We start from the raw sequence: 18,489 nt of genomic DNA on the forward strand, positions 1-18,489 counted from the left end.
GCGTGGCAACGACCGGCCATTGTAAACGAACGCAGCCGGCCACCCTGCCTCCATTGCGGAGGAAAAGGCACTTTCTCCAGTGGGAGTCAGGGCCTTCGCGGCGGGTCGGGACGCCCCGGCGACGGCCGTGGTGCGTCAGCCCATCGCCGCCTTGACCGCCTCGCCCAGCTGGTACACCGCCAGCGCATAGAAAAAGCTGCGGTTGTAGCGCGTCAGCACGTAGAAGTTGCGCAGGCCGAGCAGGTACTCGGTCGGCTGGTCGGGCGTGGGCAGGTCCACCACCAGCACGCCGGTCTCGCCTTCGCGCGCGGAGTCGATCGGCTCGTCCACGCGCAGGCCGGCGCGGGTCAGCTGGTTGAGCGTGCGCGTCGGCCACGGCTCGCCGTCGGCCGCGGCGGCGGCTACCCCCAGGCTGCCGGGATCGCTGGCAATGCGCCACACCACCGGACGGCCCGCCTCCCAGCCGTGCAGCTGCAGGAAGCGCGCGACGCTGCCGATGGCGTCGGTGGGGCTGTTGCGCAGGTCGATGCGGCCGTTGTTGTCGTAGTCGATGGCGTATTCGCGCAGGCTGGTCGGCATGAACTGCGGGATGCCGATGGCGCCCGCGTAGGAGCCCAGCACCGAGTACACGTCGGTGCGGGTGTCGCGGCACCACAGCAGGTAGTCGGCCAGCTGGTTGCGGAACAGCGCGCTGCGGGCTTCGCGGTTGGGCGTATCCGGGTAGTCGAAGGCGAGCGTGGACAGCGAGTCGAGCACGCGGAAGGTGCCCATGTCGCGGCCGTAGATGGTTTCCACGCCGATGATGCCGACGATGACCGAGGCCGGCACGCCGAACTCGGCTTCGGCGCGGCGCAGGGTGTCGCGGTTGTCCTGCCAGAAGCGCACGCCCGCGTTGATGCGGATCGGCTCGATAAAGCGCGAGCGATAGGCGCGCCAGCTTTTGCGGCCGGGCGTGGCGGGCGGCATGATCAGCCGCACCACGGTGGCTGAATAGACCGCCTGGCTGAACCATTCCTGCAGCGTGCCGCGGTCAAAGCCGTGGCGGGCCACCATCTCGTCGATAAAGGCGCGCGCTTGCGGGTTGTCGCGGTAGCGGCCGGGTTCGATCTCTTCCTCGCGCACGCTGACGCGGCGCTTGCCGGCGGCGAGCAGGCTGGGGGAGAGGCCGCAGAGTCCGAGTGCGGCAGCGGAAAGCGCGGCGCCCAGCAGGGGGCGTCGCAGTGAGCGCTGGGGGTCGGTCATGGTGTCCTTTGCAAGTCGCACCGAGTATAGCGGATGCCACTGCGGCATTTGCAGCGCCGGCGCCCACGACATGGCGCGCCGGCCCCGCTGGGTAGCATGGCCTTGCGTGTGCTAACGTAGCGATTGGAGACAACATTGCGACGATAAGAGATGCCGACAGGCTATTACACGCACCCCGAGTTCCAGCGGCATGAGATGGGGCATTTCCATCCGGAGTGCCCGGAGCGCCTGCAGGCGATCGAGGATCACCTGATTTCTCACGGCCTGGACGGGCTGCTGGAGCGCCGCGAGGCCGCGCCCGCCACGCGCGAGCAGCTGGAGCGCGTGCACCGGCCCGACTATGTCGACTCCCTCGAAAGCGCCAGCCCGGCCAGCGGCTACCACGCGATCGATCCGGACACCTCGATGAATTCCCACACGCTCGCCGCCGCCACGCTGGCAGCGGGCGCGGCGGTGGCGGCCACCGACGCGGTGATCGCCGGCGAATTCGAGAACGCGTTCTGCTGCGTGCGCCCGCCCGGCCACCACGCCGAGCCCGACCGCGCCATGGGCTTCTGCTTCTACAACAACGTTGCGATTGCCGCGCGCCACGCGCTGCAGGCGCACGGGCTGGAGCGCGTGGCCATCATCGATTTCGACGTGCACCACGGCAACGGCACCGAAGCGGCCTTCCGCGGCGACGAGCGCGTGATGATGTGCAGCTTCTTCCAGCACCCGTTCTATCCCTACAGCGGCACCGAGCATCTCGCGCCCAACATGGTCAATATCCCGCTGCCGGCCTATACCAACGGCATGGCGGTGCGCGAAGTGGTCGAGACCATCTGGCTGCCGCGGCTCAATGAATTCCGCCCGCAGATGCTGTTCATCTCCGCCGGCTTCGATGCGCACCGCGAGGACGACCTCGGCCAGATGGGCCTGGTGGAGCAGGATTACGCCTGGATCACCGGCCAGTTGATCGACGTTGCGCGTACCCACGCGCAGGGCCGCATCGTCAGCTGCCTGGAAGGGGGCTACAACCTGAGCGCGCTGGGCCGCAGCGTGCTGGCGCACCTGAAGGTGCTGCTGGAGCGATAGGAGACCGTTGCCATGGCCGAGAACGATGCCCGCGTGGATGCACCGCTGCTGACCGAGTCGCGCGACGCCGCGGGCGTGGCGCGCCTGACCATGAACCGGCCGCAGGCGTTCAATGCGCTGTCCGAGGGCCTGCTCGATGCGCTGACCGAGGCCCTGGCCCGGCTGGCATCGGACGACACCGTGCGCGTAGTGGTGCTGGCCGGCGCGGGCAAGGCCTTCTGCGCCGGGCACGACCTGCGCGAGATGCGGGCCTCGCCATCGCATGACTATTACCGGCGCCTGTTCGACCGCTGCACGCGCATGATGATGGCGATCCAGAAGATGCCGCAGCCGGTGATTGCGCGCGTGCAGGGCATTGCCACGGCGGCGGGCTGTCAGCTGGTGGCGATGTGCGACCTGGCGGTGGCCGCCGACGATGCGCGCTTTGCGGTGTCAGGGGTCAACCTGGGGCTGTTCTGTTCGACGCCCGGGGTGGCGTTGTCGCGCAACCTGCACCGCAAGCAGGCGCTGGAGATGCTGCTGACCGGCGACATGATCGACGCCGCCGCCGCGCGCGAGCGCGGCCTGGTCAACCGGATCGTGCCCGCCGCACAGCTGGACGACGAGGTGGCGAGCCTGGCCGCCAGCATCTGCGCCAAGCCGGCCGCCGCGGTGGCTGCCGGCAAGGGCCTGTTCTACCGCCAGCTGGAAATGGGCATCGAGGCCGCCTACCAGCTTGCCGGCCAGACCATGGCCTGCAACATGATGGAAGAGTCGGCGCTGGAGGGGGTTCAGGCCTTTATCGACAAGCGCGCGCCGTCATGGCGTGGCTCATGATCGACTTTCCCGGTTCTTATATGCCGGGAACGCATAAAGACATCGGAAGAAAGTCGTTTATGGTATGAAGCGAATCGCATAAAATACGCGCTTCAGAAAAATAACGAGCGGCAACAGCGCTGGAGATCCCTCGCCTGTTGCCGTTTTCTTTTGGTCACCTTTACATGATCGAACTGCAAGGACTGTCGCAGCGCTTCCCGGGCGCGTCTGGCGACGTGCATGCATTGCGGGACGTCAGCCTGTCGATCGCGGCGGGCGAAGTCTTCGGCATCATCGGCCGCAGCGGCGCCGGCAAAAGTACGCTGGTACGCGCCATCAACCTGCTGAACCGGCCCTCGAGCGGCCGCGTGGCCGTCGCCGGCCAGGACCTGACGGCGCTGGACAAGGGCGCGCTGCGCCTGGCCCGCCGCGACATCGGCATGATCTTCCAGCACTTCAACCTGCTGTCGTCGCGCACGGTATATGGCAACGTGGCGCTGCCGCTGGAACTGGCCGGCAAGCCCCGCGCCGAGATCGCCGCGACGGTGCTGCCGCTGCTGGACCTGGTCGGCCTGTCGTCGCTGAAGGACCGCTATCCGGCGCAGATCAGCGGCGGGCAGAAGCAGCGCGTGGGCATTGCGCGCGCGCTGGCCAGCAAGCCCAAGGTGCTGCTCTCGGACGAGGCCACTTCGGCGCTGGACCCGGAAACCACCCGCTCCATCCTGGAACTGCTCAAGCAGATCAACCGCGACCTGGGCCTGACCGTCGTGATGATCACGCACCAGATGGAAGTGATCAAACAGGTCTGTGACCGCGTGGCCGTGCTCGAAGCCGGCCAGGTGGTGGAGACCGGGCGCGTGATCGACGTGTTCCTGCGCCCGCAGCATGAGGTCACCCGCGCCATGATCGGCGACGTCATCTCGCAGGAGCTGCCGGCGAGCGTGCTCAAGCGCGTGGAGAGCCGGCTGGGCAACGGGCGCGACCACGTCTACCGGCTCGCCTTTACCGGCGAGGGCGTCGACCAGCCGGTGCTGGCCCAGGCGATCCGCCGCTACGGGCTGGACTTCAATATCCTGCATGGCCATATCGACGAGATCCAGGGCCAGGCCTTCGGCTCGCTGGCGATCATGGCCACGGGCGAACTGGCCGACGTCAAGGCGGCGATGGAATACCTGCAGGCGCAAGGCGTCGTGGTGGAGGAGTTCGAGCATGTGGTCTGAAATGTCTGACCTGTTCCTGACCTCGTTCAACGAGACCCTGCTGATGGTGGCGATCTCGGGCGTGGTCGGCTCGCTGCTGGGCGTGCCGCTGGGCGTGCTGCTGCACCTGACCAACCGTGGCGGCGTGCTTTCGCATCCGCTGTTCAACCGCACCATCGGCGTGGTGGTCAACGCGGTGCGCTCGATCCCGTTCATCATCCTGCTGGTGGTGGTGATCCCGTTCACGCGCTTTATCGTCGGCTCGTCGATCGGCACCACGGCGGCGATCGTGCCGCTGACCATCGCGGCGATCCCGTTTATCGCGCGCCTGGTGGAAAGCGCGCTGCGCGAGGTCGACAAGGGCCTGGTCGAGGCGGCCCAGTCGATGGGCGCCACCACCGGCCAGATCGTGTGGAAGGTGCTGCTGCCCGAGGCCATGCCCGGCATTGTCGCCGGCCTGACCATTACCTTCGTCAGCCTGGTCGGCTATTCGGCCATGGCCGGCGCGATCGGCGGCGGCGGCCTGGGCGACCTGGGCATCCGCTACGGCTACCAGCGCTATATCACCGAGGTGATGGTGGCGGTGGTGGTGATCCTGATCGTGTTCGTGCAGGCAGTACAAAGCTTCGGTGACTGGCTCGTCCGCCGCATCAGCCACCGCTAAGCCAAATCTCTCTCTGAAATAGGAACGCATATCATGCAACGTCGCAACCTGCTGCAATGGATTCTCGGCGCCGCGATCGGCGCCACGCTGGCGACGGGTGCCGCCGCTCAGGAAAAGCCGATCAGGATCGGCGTGACCGGCGGCCCGCACGCCCAGATCATGGAACAGGTGAAGAAGGTCGCCGCCCGCGACGGCCTGAACATTCAGGTGGTCGAGTTCAGCGACTACATCCAGCCCAACGCAGCGCTCGCCGCCGGCGACCTGGACGCCAACAGCTACCAGCACCTGCCGTACCTGGAAGCCCAGATCAAGGACCGCGGCTACAAGTTCACGCATATCGCCTATACGGTCACGTTCCCGATGGGCGTGTACTCGAAGAAGATCAAGTCGCTCGACCAGCTCAAGCCGGGCGCGCGCGTGGGCGTGCCCAACGACCCCACCAACGGCGGCCGCGGGCTGTTGCTGCTGCAGAGCAAGGGCGTGATCAAGCTCAAGCCCGACGCCGGCCTGAAGGCCACGCCGCTGGACATCGTCGAGAACCCGAAGAAGATCCGCGTCGTCGAGCTGGACGCCGCGCAGCTGCCGCGCTCGCTGGACGACCTCGACGCCGCCGCCATCAACGGCAACTATGCGGAATCGGCCGGACTGTCGCCGGTCAGGGACGCCATCGCCATCGAAGGCCCGAAGGGTCCATACGCCAACCTGATCGCAATCCGCGAGGCCGACAGGAACAAGCCCTGGGTGGCCAAGCTGGTGAAGGCCTACCACTCGCCCGAAATCAAGCAATACGTCACATCGACCTTCAAGGACTCGGTCATTACCGCCTGGTAAGCCGACGTCACTTTGAGGTTTTCATCCAATCAGACGATGCCCGCAAGCCCCGGTTTGCGGCACAATCGTCGGACGGCTGGGATCTGCCGGGCTATGCCCGGCATCATTTTGCCGATAAAATAGTACGATCGTTCGAAAAACAGGAGAGCCGCCAACCCGGTGGTTATAATGACGAGCGAACAAAATTTCTGACTATCAGCTATCAGTGGAGTGAGCGCATGAAAGTACTCGTCGCAGTCAAGCGGGTGGTGGATTACAACGTCAAGGTCCGCGTCAAGGCGGACGGCACCGGCGTCGATCTGGCCAACGTCAAGATGAGCATGAACCCCTTCGACGAAATCGCCGTGGAAGAGGCCGTGCGCCTGAAGGAAGCCGGCGTTGCCACCGAAGTGATCGCCGTCTCGTGCGGCGTCACGCAGTGCCAGGAAACCCTGCGCACCGCGATGGCCATCGGTGCCGACCGCGGCATCCTGGTGGAATCGAACGAAGACCTGCAACCGCTGGCCGTGGCCAAGCTGCTGAAGGCGCTGATCGACAAGGAACAGCCGCAGCTGGTGATCCTGGGCAAGCAGGCCATCGACGACGACTCCAACCAGACCGGCCAGATGGTGGCCGCGCTGGCCGGCCTGCCCCAAGCGACCTTCGCCTCGAAGGTGGTGGTGGCTGATGGCAAGGCTTCGGTGACCCGCGAAGTCGACGGCGGCCTGGAAACGCTGTCGCTCAAGCTGCCGGCCGTGGTCACGACCGACCTGCGCCTGAACGAGCCGCGCTACGTGACGCTGCCGAACATCATGAAGGCCAAGAAGAAGCAGCTCGATATCGTCAAGCCGGAAGATCTCGGCGTCGACGTGAAGCCGCGCCTGTCGACCCTGAAGGTGGTCGAGCCTGCCAAGCGCAGCGCGGGTGTGATGGTGCCGGACGTCGCGACGCTGGTGCAGAAGCTGAAGAACGAAGCCAAAGTCATCTGAGCGCGGGGGAGAAATAACATGACTGCACTCGTCATTGCTGAACACGACAACCAATCCATCAAGGCCGCCACGCTGAACACCGTGACCGCCGCAGCCCAGTGCGGCGGCGACGTGCACGTGCTGGTGGCCGGCTCGAATGCCGCTGCCGCTGCTGCTGCCGCCGCCAAGATCGCCGGCGTGAGCAAGGTCCTGCTGGCCGACGCCGCTTATTTTGGTGACGGCCTGGCCGAGAACGTGGCCGAGCAGGCCCTGGCCATCGCCAACGACTACTCGCACATCCTGGCCCCGGCCACCCCGTACGGCAAGAACATCCTGCCGCGCGTGGCCGCCAAGCTGGACGTGGCCCAGATCTCGGAAATCTCCAAGGTCGACGCCCCGGAAACCTTCGAGCGCCCGATCTACGCCGGCAACGCCATCGCCACGGTCAAGTCGGAAGACAAGATCAAGGTCATCACCGTGCGCGGCACCGCGTTTGACGCGGCCGCCGCCGAAGGCGGCTCGGCCGCCGTCGAGACCCTGCCGGCCGTGGCCGACGCGGGCGTTTCGCAGTTCGTTTCGCGCGAAGTGGCCAAGAGCGACCGTCCGGAACTGACCGCCGCCAAGATCATCGTCTCGGGTGGCCGTGGCGTGGGTTCGGGCGAGAACTACACCAAGGTGCTGACGCCGCTGGCCGACAAGCTGAACGCCGCCCTGGGCGCGTCGCGCGCCGCCGTGGACGCCGGCTTTGTGCCGAACGACTACCAGGTCGGCCAGACCGGCAAGATCGTCGCGCCGCAGCTGTACATCGCCGTCGGTATCTCCGGCGCGATCCAGCACCTGGCCGGCATGAAGGACTCCAAGGTGATCGTCGCGATCAACAAGGACGCCGAAGCCCCGATCTTCTCCGTGGCCGACTACGGCCTGGTGGGCGATCTGAACACCGTGGTGCCGGAGCTGGTGGCAGCACTGGGCTGATGCCACGCCGGCCGCCCGGCGGCCGGCACGCGTAGCCGCAGCTAGCAAGTAACGAGCCGTTCCGGGGGTGACCCGCGAACGGCTTTTTCATACATGTTGGGAGACATCGATGACTTACCGTGCGCCGATCAAGGACATGCTGTTCGTCATGAACGAGCTGGCCGGGCTTGAGGCTGTCAGCAAGCTGCCGGGCTTCGAGGAAGCCACGCCGGAGACGGCCGAGGCCGTGCTGGACGAGGCCGCCAAATTCAACGAGCAGGTGGTGGCGCCGCTGAACCGCGCCGGCGACCTCGACCCGAGCAGTTGGAAGGACGGCGTGGTCACCACCACGGCTGGCTTCAAGGAAGCCTTCCGCCAGTTCGGCGAGGGCGGCTGGCAGGGTGTGCTGCACCCGCAGGAGTTTGGCGGCCAGGGCCTGCCCAAGCTGATCGCGACCGCCTGCAACGAGATGCTGAACAGCGCGAACCTGTCGTTCGCGCTGTGCCCGCTGCTGACCGACGGTGCCATCGAGGCACTGCTGACGGCCGGCACGGATGAGCAGAAGGCCACCTTCCTGCCCAAACTGATCTCGGGCGAGTGGACCGGCACCATGAACCTGACCGAGCCGCAGGCGGGCTCGGACCTGGCCGCGGTGCGCACCCGCGCCGAGCCGCAGGGCGACGGCACCTACAAGGTGTTCGGCACCAAGATCTTCATCACCTACGGCGAGCACGACATGGCGAAGAACATCGTCCATCTCGTGCTGGGCCGCACGCCCAACGCGCCCGAGGGCGTCAAGGGCATCTCGCTGTTCATCGTGCCGAAGTTCATGGTCAACGCGGACGGCAGCACCGGCGAGCGCAACGACGTGCACTGCGTGTCGATCGAGCACAAGCTGGGCATCAAGGCGAGCCCGACGGCGGTGCTGCAGTTCGGCGACCATGGCGGCGCCATCGGCACGCTGGTGGGAGAAGAGAACCGCGGCCTCGAGTACATGTTCATCATGATGAACTCGGCGCGTTTCTCGGTCGGCATGCAGGGCATCGCGGTGTCCGAACGCGCCTACCAGCAGGCGGTGGCCTATGCGCGCGAACGCGTGCAGAGCCGTCCGGTCGATGGCTCGGCGCGCGAGGCCGTGACCATCATCCATCACCCCGACGTCAAGCGCATGCTGATGACAATGCGCGGGCTGATCGAGGGCGCGCGTGCCGTGGCCTACGTGGCCGCGGCCGCCAGCGACGCCGCGCACCAGCACCCGGACGAGGCCGTGCGCAAGCAGAACCAGGCCTTCTATGAGTTCCTGGTGCCGGTGGTGAAGGGGTGGAGCACCGAGTTGTCGATCGATGTCACCAGCTTGGGCGTGCAGGTGCACGGCGGCATGGGTTTCATCGAGGAGACCGGCGCGGCGCAGCACTACCGCGACGCCCGCATCCTGCCGATCTACGAAGGCACCACCGCGATCCAGGCCAACGACCTGATCGGCCGCAAGACCGTGCGCGACGGCGGCGCCGTGGCACGCGCAATCTGCGCGCAGATCGCCGAGACCGAAGCCGCGCTGGGCAAGCACGGCGGTGCGGCGTTCACCGCGGTGCAGGCGCAGCTGGCCAAGGGCCGCGCCGCGCTCGAGGCCGTGGTGGCGTTCATGGTGGCCAATGCCAAGTCCGATCCGAACGCCGTATTTGCCGGCAGCGTTCCCTATCTGAAGCTGTGCGGCATCGTGTTCTCGGGCTGGCAGCTGGGCCGGGCGATGCTGGCGGCCGACGCGAAGCGTGCCGAGGATCCCGCCTTCCATGACGCCAAGATCGCGACCGCGCATTTCTTTGCCGAGCACATCCTGTCGCAGGCATCGGGACTGCGCGATGCCGTCGTCAGCGGCGGGGCGCCGGTCAACGCGCTGAGCGCCGAGCAGTTCTGACCGGCACGCGCGGCGCGCAGACGTGAAAAAGGGCGACCTCAAGCGGGGTCGCCCTTTTTGCTGGCAGAGTCTGTGCTGGCGTCAGGCGGCAGCCGGGCGCGGTGCCAGGTGCTGGCGCGCGGGCTTCAGGTAGCGGCCTACCGACAGGTCGTCGGCGCGGATCGCTGGCGACGTTCCCGACACAAGGTCCGACAGCAGCTTGCCCGAGCCGCACGCCATGGTCCAGCCGAGCGTGCCATGGCCGGTGTTCAGCCACAGGCCGCGCACCTGGGTCGGGCCGACGATGGGCGTGCCGTCCGGCGTCATCGGGCGCAGGCCGGTCCAGAAGGTGGCCTGGCTGACATCGCCGGCGCCCGGGAACAGGTCGGTCACCACGTGTTCAAGCGTGCGGCGCTTGGCCGGATCCAGGCTGCGGTCATAGCCGACGATCTGCGCCATGCCACCCACGCGGATGCGGTCCTCGAAGCGGGTGATGGCGACCTTGTAGGTCTCGTCCAGCACGGTCGACACCGGGCTGCGCGAGGCATCGGTCATCGGCACCGTGATCGAGAAACCCTTGAGCGGGTAGACCGGCAGGTTGGACATGCCGTGCAGGACCGGCTTGACCAGCTGCGTCGACCAGCTGCCCAGCGCCACCACCACCAGGTCGGCCATCATCGGCTCACCGTTGACCATGGCACCGGCGACGGCGTCGCCCTGGGTCACCAGGCTGTCGATCGAGCGGTTGTACAGGAACCTCACCCCCAGCGCTTCGGCCATGCCTGCCAGCTGTCGGGTAAACAGCTGGCAGTCACCGGTTTCATCATTGGGGAGGCGCAGGCCGCCGGCCAGCTTGTGGCTGACGGCGGCCAGCGCCGGTTCGCTCGCGGCGAGTTCCTCGCGCGAAAGCAACTGGTAGGGCACCCCGGCTTCTTCCAGCACGGCGATGTCCTTGGCCGCGCCCTGCAGCTGCTCGTCGGTGCGGAACACCTGCAGCGTGCCTTGCTGGCGGCCTTCGTAAGCGATGCCGGTTTCCGCGCGCAGTGCGCGGATGCAGTCGCGGCTGTACTCGGCCAGCCGCACCATGCGCTCCTTGTTGACGGCGTAGCGGTCGGCGCTGCAGTTCAGCAGCATCTGCCACATCCACTGCAGCTGGAACAGCGTGCCGTCCGGGCGGATACTCAGCGGCGCGTGTTCCTGGAACATCCACTTGATCGCCTTGAGCGGCACGCCGGGCGCCGCCCACGGCGACGCATAGCCGGGCGAGATCTGGCCCGCGTTGGCAAAGCTGGTGCCGAGCGCGGGGCCGGCTTCACGGTCGACGACGGTCACTTCGTGACCGGCCCTGGCCAGGTACCACGCACTGGTGACGCCAATGACGCCACTGCCAAGTACGAGAACGCGCATGATCGGGGGCTCCAACTGCGATGATAAGTAGATGAAGGATTTGTCTCTATACTATTGAATACAAACCAGTCATAGTTACCGAATTTCTCACGAAAACAGGAAAAACTCATGAGAACGAGCCGCCAGCCCCAGCGTACCCTCGACCGGCTCGACCGCAAGATCCTGACCGCGTTGCAGAGCGACGGCAGGATGTCGATGAAGGACCTGGCCGAGGCGGTCGGGCTGACCATCACGCCCTGCATCGAGCGCGTCAAGCGCCTGGAGCGCGATGGTGTCATCATGGGCTACTACGCCCGGCTCAACCCGGCGCTGCTGGGCAGCGCGCTGCTGGTGTTCGTGGAGATCTCGCTGGGCAACAAGTCGGGCAATATGTTCGAGCAGTTCCGGCGCGAGGTGCTGCGCATCCCGGAAGTGCTGGAATGCCACCTGGTCTCCGGCGATTTCGACTACCTGATCAAGGCGCGTATCCGCGAGATCGGCGAATACCGCCGGCTGCTCGGCGATATCCTGCTGCAGCTGCCCGGCGCGGCGCAGTCGAAGAGCTATGTGGTGATGGAAGAGATCAAGGAGACGCTGGCGATTTCCGTCGAGGAGAAGAGCCAGGCAGTGTGACCAAGGCCAGCATGGCGCGCCCCCCGCAGAAGCCCGATCCCGCCAGCAGCCGCTTGACGCGGCGCGATGCCGACCCGGACGCGCAAGCGCCGCAGGCAGGGCCGCGGCCACCCGTGGCGCGCAAGGGCCGGGGCGCTGTCAGCAATTTGCAGGGGCGTTTCGAGCGCGATCAGCGTGAAGTGTTCGACGATGGCTGGGGCAGTGCGCCTGAAGAGGCGCCGCGGACGGTTCAGGCCGCACCGTCCGCGGACGAAGCCCCGCTGCCGCCGCTGCGCACGGAAGTCCATATCGAGCGCGCCCGGTCGGTCCTGACGCGCAATGCGTCGCCGGATATCCCGTTCGATGTCTCGCTCAATCCCTATCGCGGCTGCGAGCACGGCTGCATCTACTGCTTCGCCCGGCCAACGCACGCCTACCTGGACCTGTCGCCGGGGCTGGACTTCGAAACGCAGCTGTATGCCAAGACCAACGCCGCCGAGCGGCTGCGCGAGGCGCTGGCGCGGCCGTCGTACCGCTGCGAGACCATTGCGCTCGGCGTCAACACCGACGCCTACCAGCCGATCGAGCGCGAGCAGCGCATCACGCGCGGCCTGCTCGAGGTGCTGAAGGCGTGTGACCATCCGGTCGCGCTGATCACCAAGTCGTCACTGATCGAGCGCGATATCGACCTGTTAGCGCCGATGGCGGCGAAGCGGCTGGCAGTGGCTGCGGTCACCATCACCACGCTGGATGCCGGCATCGCGCGCACGCTGGAACCGCGCGCGGCCACGCCGTCGCGCCGGCTGCGCACCATCCGCACGCTGACCGACGCGGGCATCCCGGTAGGTGTGAGCATCGCCCCGGTGATCCCGTTCATCACCGAGCCCGACCTGGAACGTGTGCTGGAGGCGGCGCACGAGGCGGGCGCCGTCTATGCGAACTACATCGTGCTGCGGCTGCCGTGGGAAGTGCGGCCGCTGTTCGAGGAATGGCTGTTGGCGCATTTTCCCGACCGCGCTGAGCGGGTCATGAACCGCGTGCGTGAAATGCGCGATGGCAAAGCCTACGATGCCAGCTTTGCCACGCGCATGCGCGGGACGGGCGTGTGGGCGGACTTGCTGCGCCAGCGTTTCTACAAGGCCGCCGAACGGCTCGGTTTCCGCTACAACCGGTTCGATCTGGATACGTCGCGTTTCCGCCCGCCAGCCAAGGGGGCCAGCGCCAAGGACGACTCGCAGGGTTCGCTTTTCTGAGTCTTCCGGGCGGTTTCAGTGGCCTGTTGGTCGCCGATCATGGTGCTGGCGAGTTCCAGCGCGGCCTTCGCGCTTGACGGCGGCAGTCCCGAGGACAGCGCCAGCCGGACGGCGATCGCCGCCAGGCGTCCTTCCTCATAGGTTGGCATGTCGATGCTTGCTCCTTTGCGCCGCCGGGGTATGGCCCCGCCGCGCGTATTGCCGCCGGGATCGGACGGCTCTACCAGTATGGGCGAATTGACGCAAAGGGGAACTGCCGTTTTTCAGCCGGCTTGACTGTGCGCAAACGCACGGTGCTCACTAAATATCTGGACGGTCACGGCAAGGAGGGCTGCCGAGGGGCTTGGGCGTCACAGCCGCCGGCCGGGAAATACCTGCCAGATCCGCCGCGGCTACTGCGACAGCGCGCGCGCGGCCTCGACCTGCGATTCGAAGAAAGTCTGGAAGCTGATGGCCAGCCCGGCCATCAGCAGGCCGGTGCCGATCAGCAGCGACAGGATCACCAGGATCACCACCGGCCAGCCGGAGCGCGTGGGTTTGCCGTGCGGGTTGAAGCGCGCATCCCATTTGTCGTCCGGGCGCAGCCCGTAGACGATGGCCGCCAGGAAGGCGCTGATGACGGAAACGCCGCCGGCGACGGCGAAGGTCCAGTTCAGCGCTGGCGTGCCTGCGCCGGTCGCCATCGAAGCCACGCCGATGGCGCCTGCGAGCAGTGCCAGCAGGTGTGCCCAGCCATAGGGGTCGCGCAGGCCGCCCAGGTAGAAGCGGTGCGCGCCCAGGCTGCCGAACAGGAAGGCCAGCGCCACCGTCAGCAGCTTCGATTTGCCGCGGGCGGGCTGCGGGGCAAGCGTGGTGGCGTGACGGGCTGGCGTGGCTGCGGGCATGGTCGAATATCAGGCGGTTGCGGGCCGGCGGCATGCCGGCACAGGAGCGGCCGCACACGGGTACCGGCCGGCCCACATTGTACGCCGGCAGTCAGTGCAGGGAATGGATGTGCTTCAGAAGGCGCGCAGGGCGACGCTAATGCAAGCCGGACAGCAGGCTCTGGACAAATGCCGCCGCTTGCTCGCTGATACGGGTCCCGCCGTAGAGCACCAGGGTCAGGATGCCCATGAACACGATGGACAGCGATAACTGGCCTGCGTGTTCGGCCAGGTCGCTTAGAAGGGGTGACATGACACACCTCACAGAATGATTGTCTTTCTGGAGGCTGCGCCCGGGGCGTCTGGATCGGGTCCGGCAGGAGGTGTCGGGCAGAGGCAGGTCAGTTCGATTGCCGTCTGCACTGGACGGCACGCTGTGAGCCCCGGACAGCGCCGGGCGGCAGCCTGTGCGTGGGACCCGGAAAGCGGGGCGCACACTTAAATAGAGACAGGCAGGGCGGGGGCGGAGTTCCGCAAGCCGGCAAGGCGTGCCCTGGCAAGCGCGCCGCCGCAGGCGGGGGTCAGTTGCCGTCAGCGACCGTTGTCGCGGCCGCGCGCCTGCCAGCCGGGGCCGATCTGGCTCGGGCGGGACTCGTTGCGGGCTTCGTTGGCGTTGTCGCGTTCCTGGCCGCGGCCACGGCCGTCGTCACGGCCGCCGGGCAGCGCGGCGCGGCGGCCGCTGAGCCGGTCGTCGGCGCGGGCGCGTGCCTCCATGCGGTCGATCTGCGCCTGCACGTGTTCGCGGCTCTCGGCGCGCACGCTGGCCATCTGCCAGCCGTCGCGAGGCTGCATCCGCACGGGCCGGCCGTCGGTCCGGACTTGTTGCCAGAACGCGACCTGGGCATGGCTGGCGGCGACCGCGCCGACCAGGCCCGAGGCCACCAGGATGCCAGCCACCAGGTCGCGCAGGAGAGAGCGGGTGAACATGCGGGTTCCCAGGATCCTGTCGCGCTGTGTTGCTGTTGGAAGATGGGTTCATGGTACGCATGGGCCATCAGGGCGCCTATGCCAATCCCGTTACCGGTGTAACGGATTGTTTCGGTTACACAAAGCCGCGCCTGGCGGGGCTTGCAGCGGGATTCAGGGTTGGTAGCGGATGCGGTAGACAGCCCCGGCCAGGTCGTCGCTGACGAGCAGGGAGCCGTCCGGCGCAACCAGGACATCGACCGGCCGCCCCCATGCCTTGCCACCGCGCAGCCAGCCCTGTGCGAACACTTCCTGGCGCACCGCCTTGCCGGCCTCGTCCAGGCTCACGCGGACCACGCGGTAGCCGGCCGGCTCGCTGCGGTCCCAGCTGCCGTGCTCGGCAATGAAGATGTTGTTGCGATAGGCGGCCGGGAATTGCGTGCCGGTGTAAAAGCGCATGCCCAGGGCGGCCACGTGCGCGCCCAGGCCGGCCACCGGCGGCACGAACTCGGAACACGATCGCTTGCGGCCGTATTCGGGGTCGGCCACGGTGCCGGCATGGCAGTATGGGTAACCGAAATGCTGGCCGGGCGCGGTGACGCGGTTCAGTTCGTCGTCTGGCACGTCGTCGCCCATGCGGTCGCGGCCGTTGTCGGTGAACCACAGTTCGTGGGTGGCGGGATGCCAGTCGAAGCCGACGGAATTGCGCACGCCGCGCGCCACCACCTGCAGGTCGCTGCCGTCGGGCTTCATCTTCATGATGTTGGCGTAGCGGTTCTCGTCGGGCTCGCAGATGTCGCAGGGCGCGCCGACCGGCACATAGAGATAGCCGTCGGGGCCGAAGGCGATGAACTTCCAGCCGTGGTGCGCATCCGTCGGGAAGCGGTCGCTCACCACCGTGGGCGCGCGCGGCTTGTCGAGATTGGCCTCGACGTTGTCGAAACGCACGATCTTCGATACTGAGGACGCGTACAGGCTGCCATCGCGCCACGCCACGCCGACCGGCATGCGCAGCCCCGTGGCGACGGTATGCACGCGCGGCCGGGATCCCAGCGCATCGCTTACCGCGTAGACCTTGCCTTCGCCGCGCGAACCGACGAAGAGCGTGCCCGACGGCGACATCGCCATGGCCCGCGCGCCGGGCACGTCCTCGGTCAGCACCTCGATGCGGAAACCGGGCGGCAGCCGGACCTGGTCCAGCGGCAGGGTGGCCAGCGCAGGGCGGGCGGCTGCCAGCAGTACCATGCCGAACAGCACCGTACGCCGTACGGTGCCGTTCATGAAGTGCAGAGCCGGGCGCATGTCTGGCCTCCTGTCGCGGTTTTTGCCACGATGCCTGCGCCGCCTTCGCGCGTCAATCACCTAAGTGTTTGTTTGGCCTCGGGAATTGGGCTATACTCTTGCGTTTCGTGTTCGAACGCCCTCGAACACCCCGTTTTCTGAGGAATCATTCCATGGTCGTTATCCGTCTGGCTCGCGGCGGCAGCAAGAAGCGCCCGTTCTTCAATATCGTCGCCACCGACTCGCGCAATCGTCGCGATGGTCGTTTCATTGAGCGCGTTGGTTTCTACAACCCGCTGGCTACCGAAGGTGAAGAAGGCCTGCGCCTGTCGCAAGACCGTCTGGCCTACTGGCAAGGTGTTGGCGCCCAGCTGTCGCCGACCGTTGCCCGCCTGGTCAAGCAAGGCGCCAAGGCTGCTGCCTGATTGTCGCCCGCAGCGCGCCCTGCCGTAACCGGCGGGGCGCGTTTGTATTGGTACACACGCACACGTGACTGATCGCAAGCAGGGCGTTGTCCGGCCACTGAACCGGCCGCTGGTTCCGCCCCAGGGCGAGCCGCAAAAGGCGCTCAAACTGCCCGCGGCGCTCCTGTATGCCGATCCCCTGCCGGAAGACCTGGTGGAGGTTGGCTACGTCGGCGCTGCCTACGGCATCCGTGGCTGGATCAAGGTCCAGCCGCATGCCGATGACGCTTCGGCCCTGCTGCATGCCCGCCGCTGGTGGCTGCTGGCCCCGCCGCAGGCGGGGCTGGTGGTGGCCGACGCGTCGCGTGCCCAGCCCGTCTGCGTAAAGATCGCGCAGTCGCGCGAGCACAGCGGCACCGTCGTGGCGCAAGCCTCCGGCGTGGCCGACCGCAATCTTGCGGAAGCGCTCAGGGGCCGTCGCGTGTGGATCCGGCGTGCGGATTTTCCGGCGCCGGAAGAAGATGAGTTCTACTGGGTCGACCTGATCGGCTGCACCGTCAGCAACGAGCAAGGCGAGTTGCTGGGCGAGGTGTCCGGGCTGATCGACAACGGTGCCCACCAGATCCTGCAGGTTGCCTTTGCGCAGCCTGACGGCAAGGACGGCGAACGGCTGATCCCGTTTGTCGATGCGTTCCTGCGCTCGGTGGATACCGAGGCCAGGCGCATCGTGGTGGACTGGGGGCTCGATTACTGAGCCTGTGCCCGCGTTGATGCGGGCCTGGTGCGGCATTGGGATGGGAGAGAGCGGATGCAGTTCGATGTGATCACGCTGTTTCCCGAGATGTTTCGCGCGCTGACCGACTGGGGCATTACCAGCCGGGCGGCCAAGCAGCAGCGGTATGCATTGCGCACCTGGAATCCGCGTGATTTCACGGTCGACAACTACCGCACCATCGATGATCGTCCCTATGGCGGCGGCCCTGGCATGGTGATGCTGGCCAAGCCGCTGGATGACGCGATCGACGCCGCGGCGGCGGCGCAGGCGCAAGCCGGCGTGCCCAAACCGCATGTGGTGCTGATGTCGCCGCAGGGCAAGACGCTGTCGCATGCCAGGGTCATGGAACTGGCCGAACGGCCGGGATTGGTGCTGCTGTGCGGCAGGTATGAAGCCATCGACCAGCGGCTGATCGACCGCCGCGTGGACGAGGAAATCAGCCTCGGCGACTTTGTGCTGTCCGGCGGCGAACTGCCGGCGATGGCGCTGATCGACGCTGTGGTGCGGCACTTGCCCGGCGTGCTGGGCGATGCGCAGTCGGCCGTGCAGGACAGCTTTGTCAACGGCCTGCTGGATTGTCCGCACTACACGCGGCCGGAAGAATACGAAGGCGTGCGGGTCCCCGACATCCTGCTCGGAGGCCATCACGCCGAGATCGAGAAATGGCGGCGCCAGCAGGCGCTGGCCAATACCGCGAGCAAGCGCCCCGACCTGATCGAGGCCGCTCGCGAACAAGGTTTGCTGACCCGTGCCGACGAGAAATTCTTGTCGGAACGGGCGGCGAAGGAAGGGCGGGGGGAAACTCCCGCCAGGTAAAACCCCATCCTCTGCCGGGGCCCGGGCAATGCCTGGGGCATACAACGCCGGCACGATGGTTACGGAGAAAACGATGAACATCATCGAGCAGATCGAGAAAGAAGAGATCGCGCGCCTGACCGCGAACAAGACCATCCCCGCATTCGCGCCTGGCGACACCGTGATCGTCAACGTGAACGTGGTCGAAGGTACCCGCAAGCGCGTGCAGGCCTACGAAGGCGTCGTGATTGCCAAGCGCAACCGCGGCCTGAACTCGTCCTTCATCGTGCGCAAGATCTCGTCGGGTGAAGGCGTGGAGCGTACGTTCCAGCTGTACTCGCCGCTGATCGCCGGCATCGAAGTGAAGCGCCGCGGCGACGTCCGTCGCGCGAAGCTGTACTACCTGCGCCAGCGTTCGGGCAAGTCCGCACGTATCAAGGAAAAGCTGGTGTCGAAGGCTGCTGTCGCCGCCAAGGCTGCGCAGTAAGCTGGGCATGCCGGCCGGGGCGACCCGGCCAGCGTTTCCTCAGGAAGGGCACCCCAGGGTGCCCTTT

20 protein-coding genes are annotated in these 18,489 nt (G+C 66.9%); 14 read left to right on the forward strand and 6 right to left on the reverse strand.

From position 1 onward, the window contains the following. Nucleotides 1-135: 135 nt before the first annotated feature. Nucleotides 136-1,242, reverse strand: a complete 1,107-nt coding sequence (mltB, locus tag ACREYQ_RS04010) for a lytic murein transglycosylase B (RefSeq protein ID WP_432259501.1) — start codon at nt 1,240-1,242, stop codon at nt 136-138. A 150-nt stretch (nt 1,243-1,392) separates the two neighbouring features. On the opposite strand from mltB, the gene ACREYQ_RS04015 reads away from it, so the two are divergent. The 8 genes from ACREYQ_RS04015 to ACREYQ_RS04050 all read left to right on the forward strand — a co-directional run bounded on the left by ACREYQ_RS04015 (nt 1,393) and on the right by ACREYQ_RS04050 (nt 9,621). Further along, nucleotides 1,393-2,316 (forward strand): histone deacetylase family protein, encoded by a 924-nt coding sequence (locus ACREYQ_RS04015; RefSeq protein ID WP_432259502.1) that lies wholly within the window; start codon nt 1,393-1,395, stop codon nt 2,314-2,316. 12 nt (nt 2,317-2,328) lie between these two features. Continuing rightward, nucleotides 2,329-3,132, forward strand: a complete 804-nt coding sequence (locus ACREYQ_RS04020) for an enoyl-CoA hydratase (protein WP_432259503.1) — start codon at nt 2,329-2,331, stop codon at nt 3,130-3,132. Between the two features lie 164 nt (nt 3,133-3,296). After that, a complete protein-coding gene (locus ACREYQ_RS04025; RefSeq protein WP_432259504.1) occupies nt 3,297-4,331 on the forward strand; it encodes a methionine ABC transporter ATP-binding protein in 1,035 nt (344 codons plus the stop codon). Then, the gene (locus tag ACREYQ_RS04030; RefSeq protein WP_042884496.1) at nt 4,321-4,974 is read left to right on the forward strand and encodes a methionine ABC transporter permease; all 654 of its coding nucleotides are present in this window, start codon (nt 4,321-4,323) and stop codon (nt 4,972-4,974) included. Before ACREYQ_RS04025 ends, ACREYQ_RS04030 begins: the two co-directional genes overlap by 11 nt. A 33-nt stretch (nt 4,975-5,007) precedes the next feature. Further along, on the forward strand, nt 5,008-5,805 hold the full coding sequence (locus ACREYQ_RS04035) for a MetQ/NlpA family ABC transporter substrate-binding protein (RefSeq protein ID WP_432259505.1): 798 nt from the start codon (nt 5,008-5,010) through the stop codon (nt 5,803-5,805). A gap of 218 nt (nt 5,806-6,023) precedes the next feature. Beyond that, nucleotides 6,024-6,773: an electron transfer flavoprotein subunit beta/FixA family protein gene (locus tag ACREYQ_RS04040; protein ID WP_432259506.1), complete on the forward strand. Its 750-nt coding sequence runs from the start codon at nt 6,024-6,026 to the stop codon at nt 6,771-6,773. Nucleotides 6,774-6,791: 18 nt separating this feature from the next. Beyond that, nucleotides 6,792-7,727, forward strand: coding sequence for an electron transfer flavoprotein subunit alpha/FixB family protein (locus tag ACREYQ_RS04045; protein WP_432259507.1), 936 nt, complete (start codon nt 6,792-6,794; stop codon nt 7,725-7,727). A gap of 109 nt (nt 7,728-7,836) precedes the next feature. Continuing rightward, nucleotides 7,837-9,621 (forward strand): acyl-CoA dehydrogenase, encoded by a 1,785-nt coding sequence (locus ACREYQ_RS04050; RefSeq protein ID WP_432259508.1) that lies wholly within the window; start codon nt 7,837-7,839, stop codon nt 9,619-9,621. 81 nt (nt 9,622-9,702) lie between these two features. Here the strand turns inward: ACREYQ_RS04050 and ACREYQ_RS04055 are convergent, their stop codons facing one another. Beyond that, nucleotides 9,703-11,007, reverse strand: a complete 1,305-nt coding sequence (locus ACREYQ_RS04055) for a D-amino acid dehydrogenase (RefSeq protein ID WP_432259509.1) — start codon at nt 11,005-11,007, stop codon at nt 9,703-9,705. A gap of 108 nt (nt 11,008-11,115) precedes the next feature. Here ACREYQ_RS04055 and ACREYQ_RS04060 point away from each other — a divergent pair, with 108 nt between their 5' ends. Together ACREYQ_RS04060 and ACREYQ_RS04065 are read left to right on the forward strand one after the other, a co-directional pair. Next, complete coding sequence (locus ACREYQ_RS04060) at nt 11,116-11,619, forward strand: Lrp/AsnC ligand binding domain-containing protein (RefSeq protein WP_078195573.1); 504 nt, start codon at nt 11,116-11,118, stop codon at nt 11,617-11,619. Nucleotides 11,620-11,630: 11 nt separating this feature from the next. Then, a complete protein-coding gene (locus ACREYQ_RS04065) occupies nt 11,631-12,851 on the forward strand; it encodes a PA0069 family radical SAM protein (RefSeq protein WP_432260355.1) in 1,221 nt (406 codons plus the stop codon). A 392-nt stretch (nt 12,852-13,243) separates the two neighbouring features. Here ACREYQ_RS04065 and ACREYQ_RS04070 read toward each other — a convergent pair whose 3' ends face one another. The 4 genes from ACREYQ_RS04070 to ACREYQ_RS04085 all read right to left on the reverse strand — a co-directional run bounded on the left by ACREYQ_RS04070 (nt 13,244) and on the right by ACREYQ_RS04085 (nt 15,982). Next, nucleotides 13,244-13,735, reverse strand: coding sequence for an NINE protein (locus ACREYQ_RS04070; RefSeq protein WP_432259510.1), 492 nt, complete (start codon nt 13,733-13,735; stop codon nt 13,244-13,246). 136 nt (nt 13,736-13,871) lie between these two features. Then, nucleotides 13,872-14,027 carry a hypothetical protein gene (locus ACREYQ_RS04075; RefSeq protein ID WP_432259511.1) on the reverse strand — a complete coding sequence of 52 codons (156 nt, stop codon included), beginning with the start codon at nt 14,025-14,027 and terminating at the stop codon, nt 13,872-13,874. A 278-nt stretch (nt 14,028-14,305) separates the two neighbouring features. Continuing rightward, nucleotides 14,306-14,701 carry a hypothetical protein gene (locus tag ACREYQ_RS04080; RefSeq protein ID WP_432259512.1) on the reverse strand — a complete coding sequence of 132 codons (396 nt, stop codon included), beginning with the start codon at nt 14,699-14,701 and terminating at the stop codon, nt 14,306-14,308. A gap of 153 nt (nt 14,702-14,854) precedes the next feature. Next, on the reverse strand, nt 14,855-15,982 hold the full coding sequence (locus tag ACREYQ_RS04085) for a PQQ-dependent sugar dehydrogenase (protein WP_432259513.1): 1,128 nt from the start codon (nt 15,980-15,982) through the stop codon (nt 14,855-14,857). Between the two features lie 152 nt (nt 15,983-16,134). Here ACREYQ_RS04085 and rpsP point away from each other — a divergent pair, with 152 nt between their 5' ends. From rpsP to rplS, 4 genes are all read left to right on the forward strand, one after another. Continuing rightward, the gene (gene rpsP / locus ACREYQ_RS04090) at nt 16,135-16,386 is read left to right on the forward strand and encodes a 30S ribosomal protein S16 (RefSeq protein ID WP_373379541.1); all 252 of its coding nucleotides are present in this window, start codon (nt 16,135-16,137) and stop codon (nt 16,384-16,386) included. A 64-nt stretch (nt 16,387-16,450) separates the two neighbouring features. After that, entirely contained in the window at nt 16,451-17,119 is a 669-nt protein-coding gene (rimM, locus tag ACREYQ_RS04095; protein WP_432259514.1) for a ribosome maturation factor RimM, read from the forward strand. A 54-nt stretch (nt 17,120-17,173) separates the two neighbouring features. Continuing rightward, a complete protein-coding gene (gene trmD / locus ACREYQ_RS04100; protein WP_432259515.1) occupies nt 17,174-17,956 on the forward strand; it encodes a tRNA (guanosine(37)-N1)-methyltransferase TrmD in 783 nt (260 codons plus the stop codon). Between the two features lie 73 nt (nt 17,957-18,029). After that, entirely contained in the window at nt 18,030-18,422 is a 393-nt protein-coding gene (gene rplS, locus ACREYQ_RS04105) for a 50S ribosomal protein L19 (RefSeq protein WP_013955882.1), read from the forward strand. Nucleotides 18,423-18,489: the final 67 nt, after the last annotated feature.

Source organism: Cupriavidus sp. TMH.W2 (assembly GCF_050847365.1).
Lineage (GTDB): Bacteria > Pseudomonadota > Gammaproteobacteria > Burkholderiales > Burkholderiaceae > Cupriavidus.

Coding starts and splice junctions, on each gene's coding strand:
- rpsP (WP_373379541.1), top strand. CDS start 16,135: ATGGTCGTTATCCGTCTGGCTCGCGGCGGCAGCAAGAAGCGCCCGTTC.
- ACREYQ_RS04070 (WP_432259510.1), bottom strand. CDS start 13,735: ATGCCCGCAGCCACGCCAGCCCGTCACGCCACCACGCTTGCCCCGCAG.
- ACREYQ_RS04045 (WP_432259507.1), top strand. CDS start 6,792: ATGACTGCACTCGTCATTGCTGAACACGACAACCAATCCATCAAGGCC.
- ACREYQ_RS04075 (WP_432259511.1), bottom strand. CDS start 14,027: ATGTCACCCCTTCTAAGCGACCTGGCCGAACACGCAGGCCAGTTATCG.
- mltB (WP_432259501.1), bottom strand. CDS start 1,242: ATGACCGACCCCCAGCGCTCACTGCGACGCCCCCTGCTGGGCGCCGCG.
- ACREYQ_RS04055 (WP_432259509.1), bottom strand. CDS start 11,007: ATGCGCGTTCTCGTACTTGGCAGTGGCGTCATTGGCGTCACCAGTGCG.
- ACREYQ_RS04080 (WP_432259512.1), bottom strand. CDS start 14,701: ATGTTCACCCGCTCTCTCCTGCGCGACCTGGTGGCTGGCATCCTGGTG.
- ACREYQ_RS04060 (WP_078195573.1), top strand. CDS start 11,116: ATGAGAACGAGCCGCCAGCCCCAGCGTACCCTCGACCGGCTCGACCGC.
- ACREYQ_RS04025 (WP_432259504.1), top strand. CDS start 3,297: ATGATCGAACTGCAAGGACTGTCGCAGCGCTTCCCGGGCGCGTCTGGC.
- ACREYQ_RS04065 (WP_432260355.1), top strand. CDS start 11,631: ATGGCGCGCCCCCCGCAGAAGCCCGATCCCGCCAGCAGCCGCTTGACG.
- ACREYQ_RS04020 (WP_432259503.1), top strand. CDS start 2,329: ATGGCCGAGAACGATGCCCGCGTGGATGCACCGCTGCTGACCGAGTCG.
- ACREYQ_RS04015 (WP_432259502.1), top strand. CDS start 1,393: ATGCCGACAGGCTATTACACGCACCCCGAGTTCCAGCGGCATGAGATG.
- rplS (WP_013955882.1), top strand. CDS start 18,030: ATGAACATCATCGAGCAGATCGAGAAAGAAGAGATCGCGCGCCTGACC.
- ACREYQ_RS04035 (WP_432259505.1), top strand. CDS start 5,008: ATGCAACGTCGCAACCTGCTGCAATGGATTCTCGGCGCCGCGATCGGC.
- ACREYQ_RS04085 (WP_432259513.1), bottom strand. CDS start 15,982: ATGCGCCCGGCTCTGCACTTCATGAACGGCACCGTACGGCGTACGGTG.
- ACREYQ_RS04030 (WP_042884496.1), top strand. CDS start 4,321: ATGTGGTCTGAAATGTCTGACCTGTTCCTGACCTCGTTCAACGAGACC.
- trmD (WP_432259515.1), top strand. CDS start 17,174: ATGCAGTTCGATGTGATCACGCTGTTTCCCGAGATGTTTCGCGCGCTG.
- ACREYQ_RS04050 (WP_432259508.1), top strand. CDS start 7,837: ATGACTTACCGTGCGCCGATCAAGGACATGCTGTTCGTCATGAACGAG.
- ACREYQ_RS04040 (WP_432259506.1), top strand. CDS start 6,024: ATGAAAGTACTCGTCGCAGTCAAGCGGGTGGTGGATTACAACGTCAAG.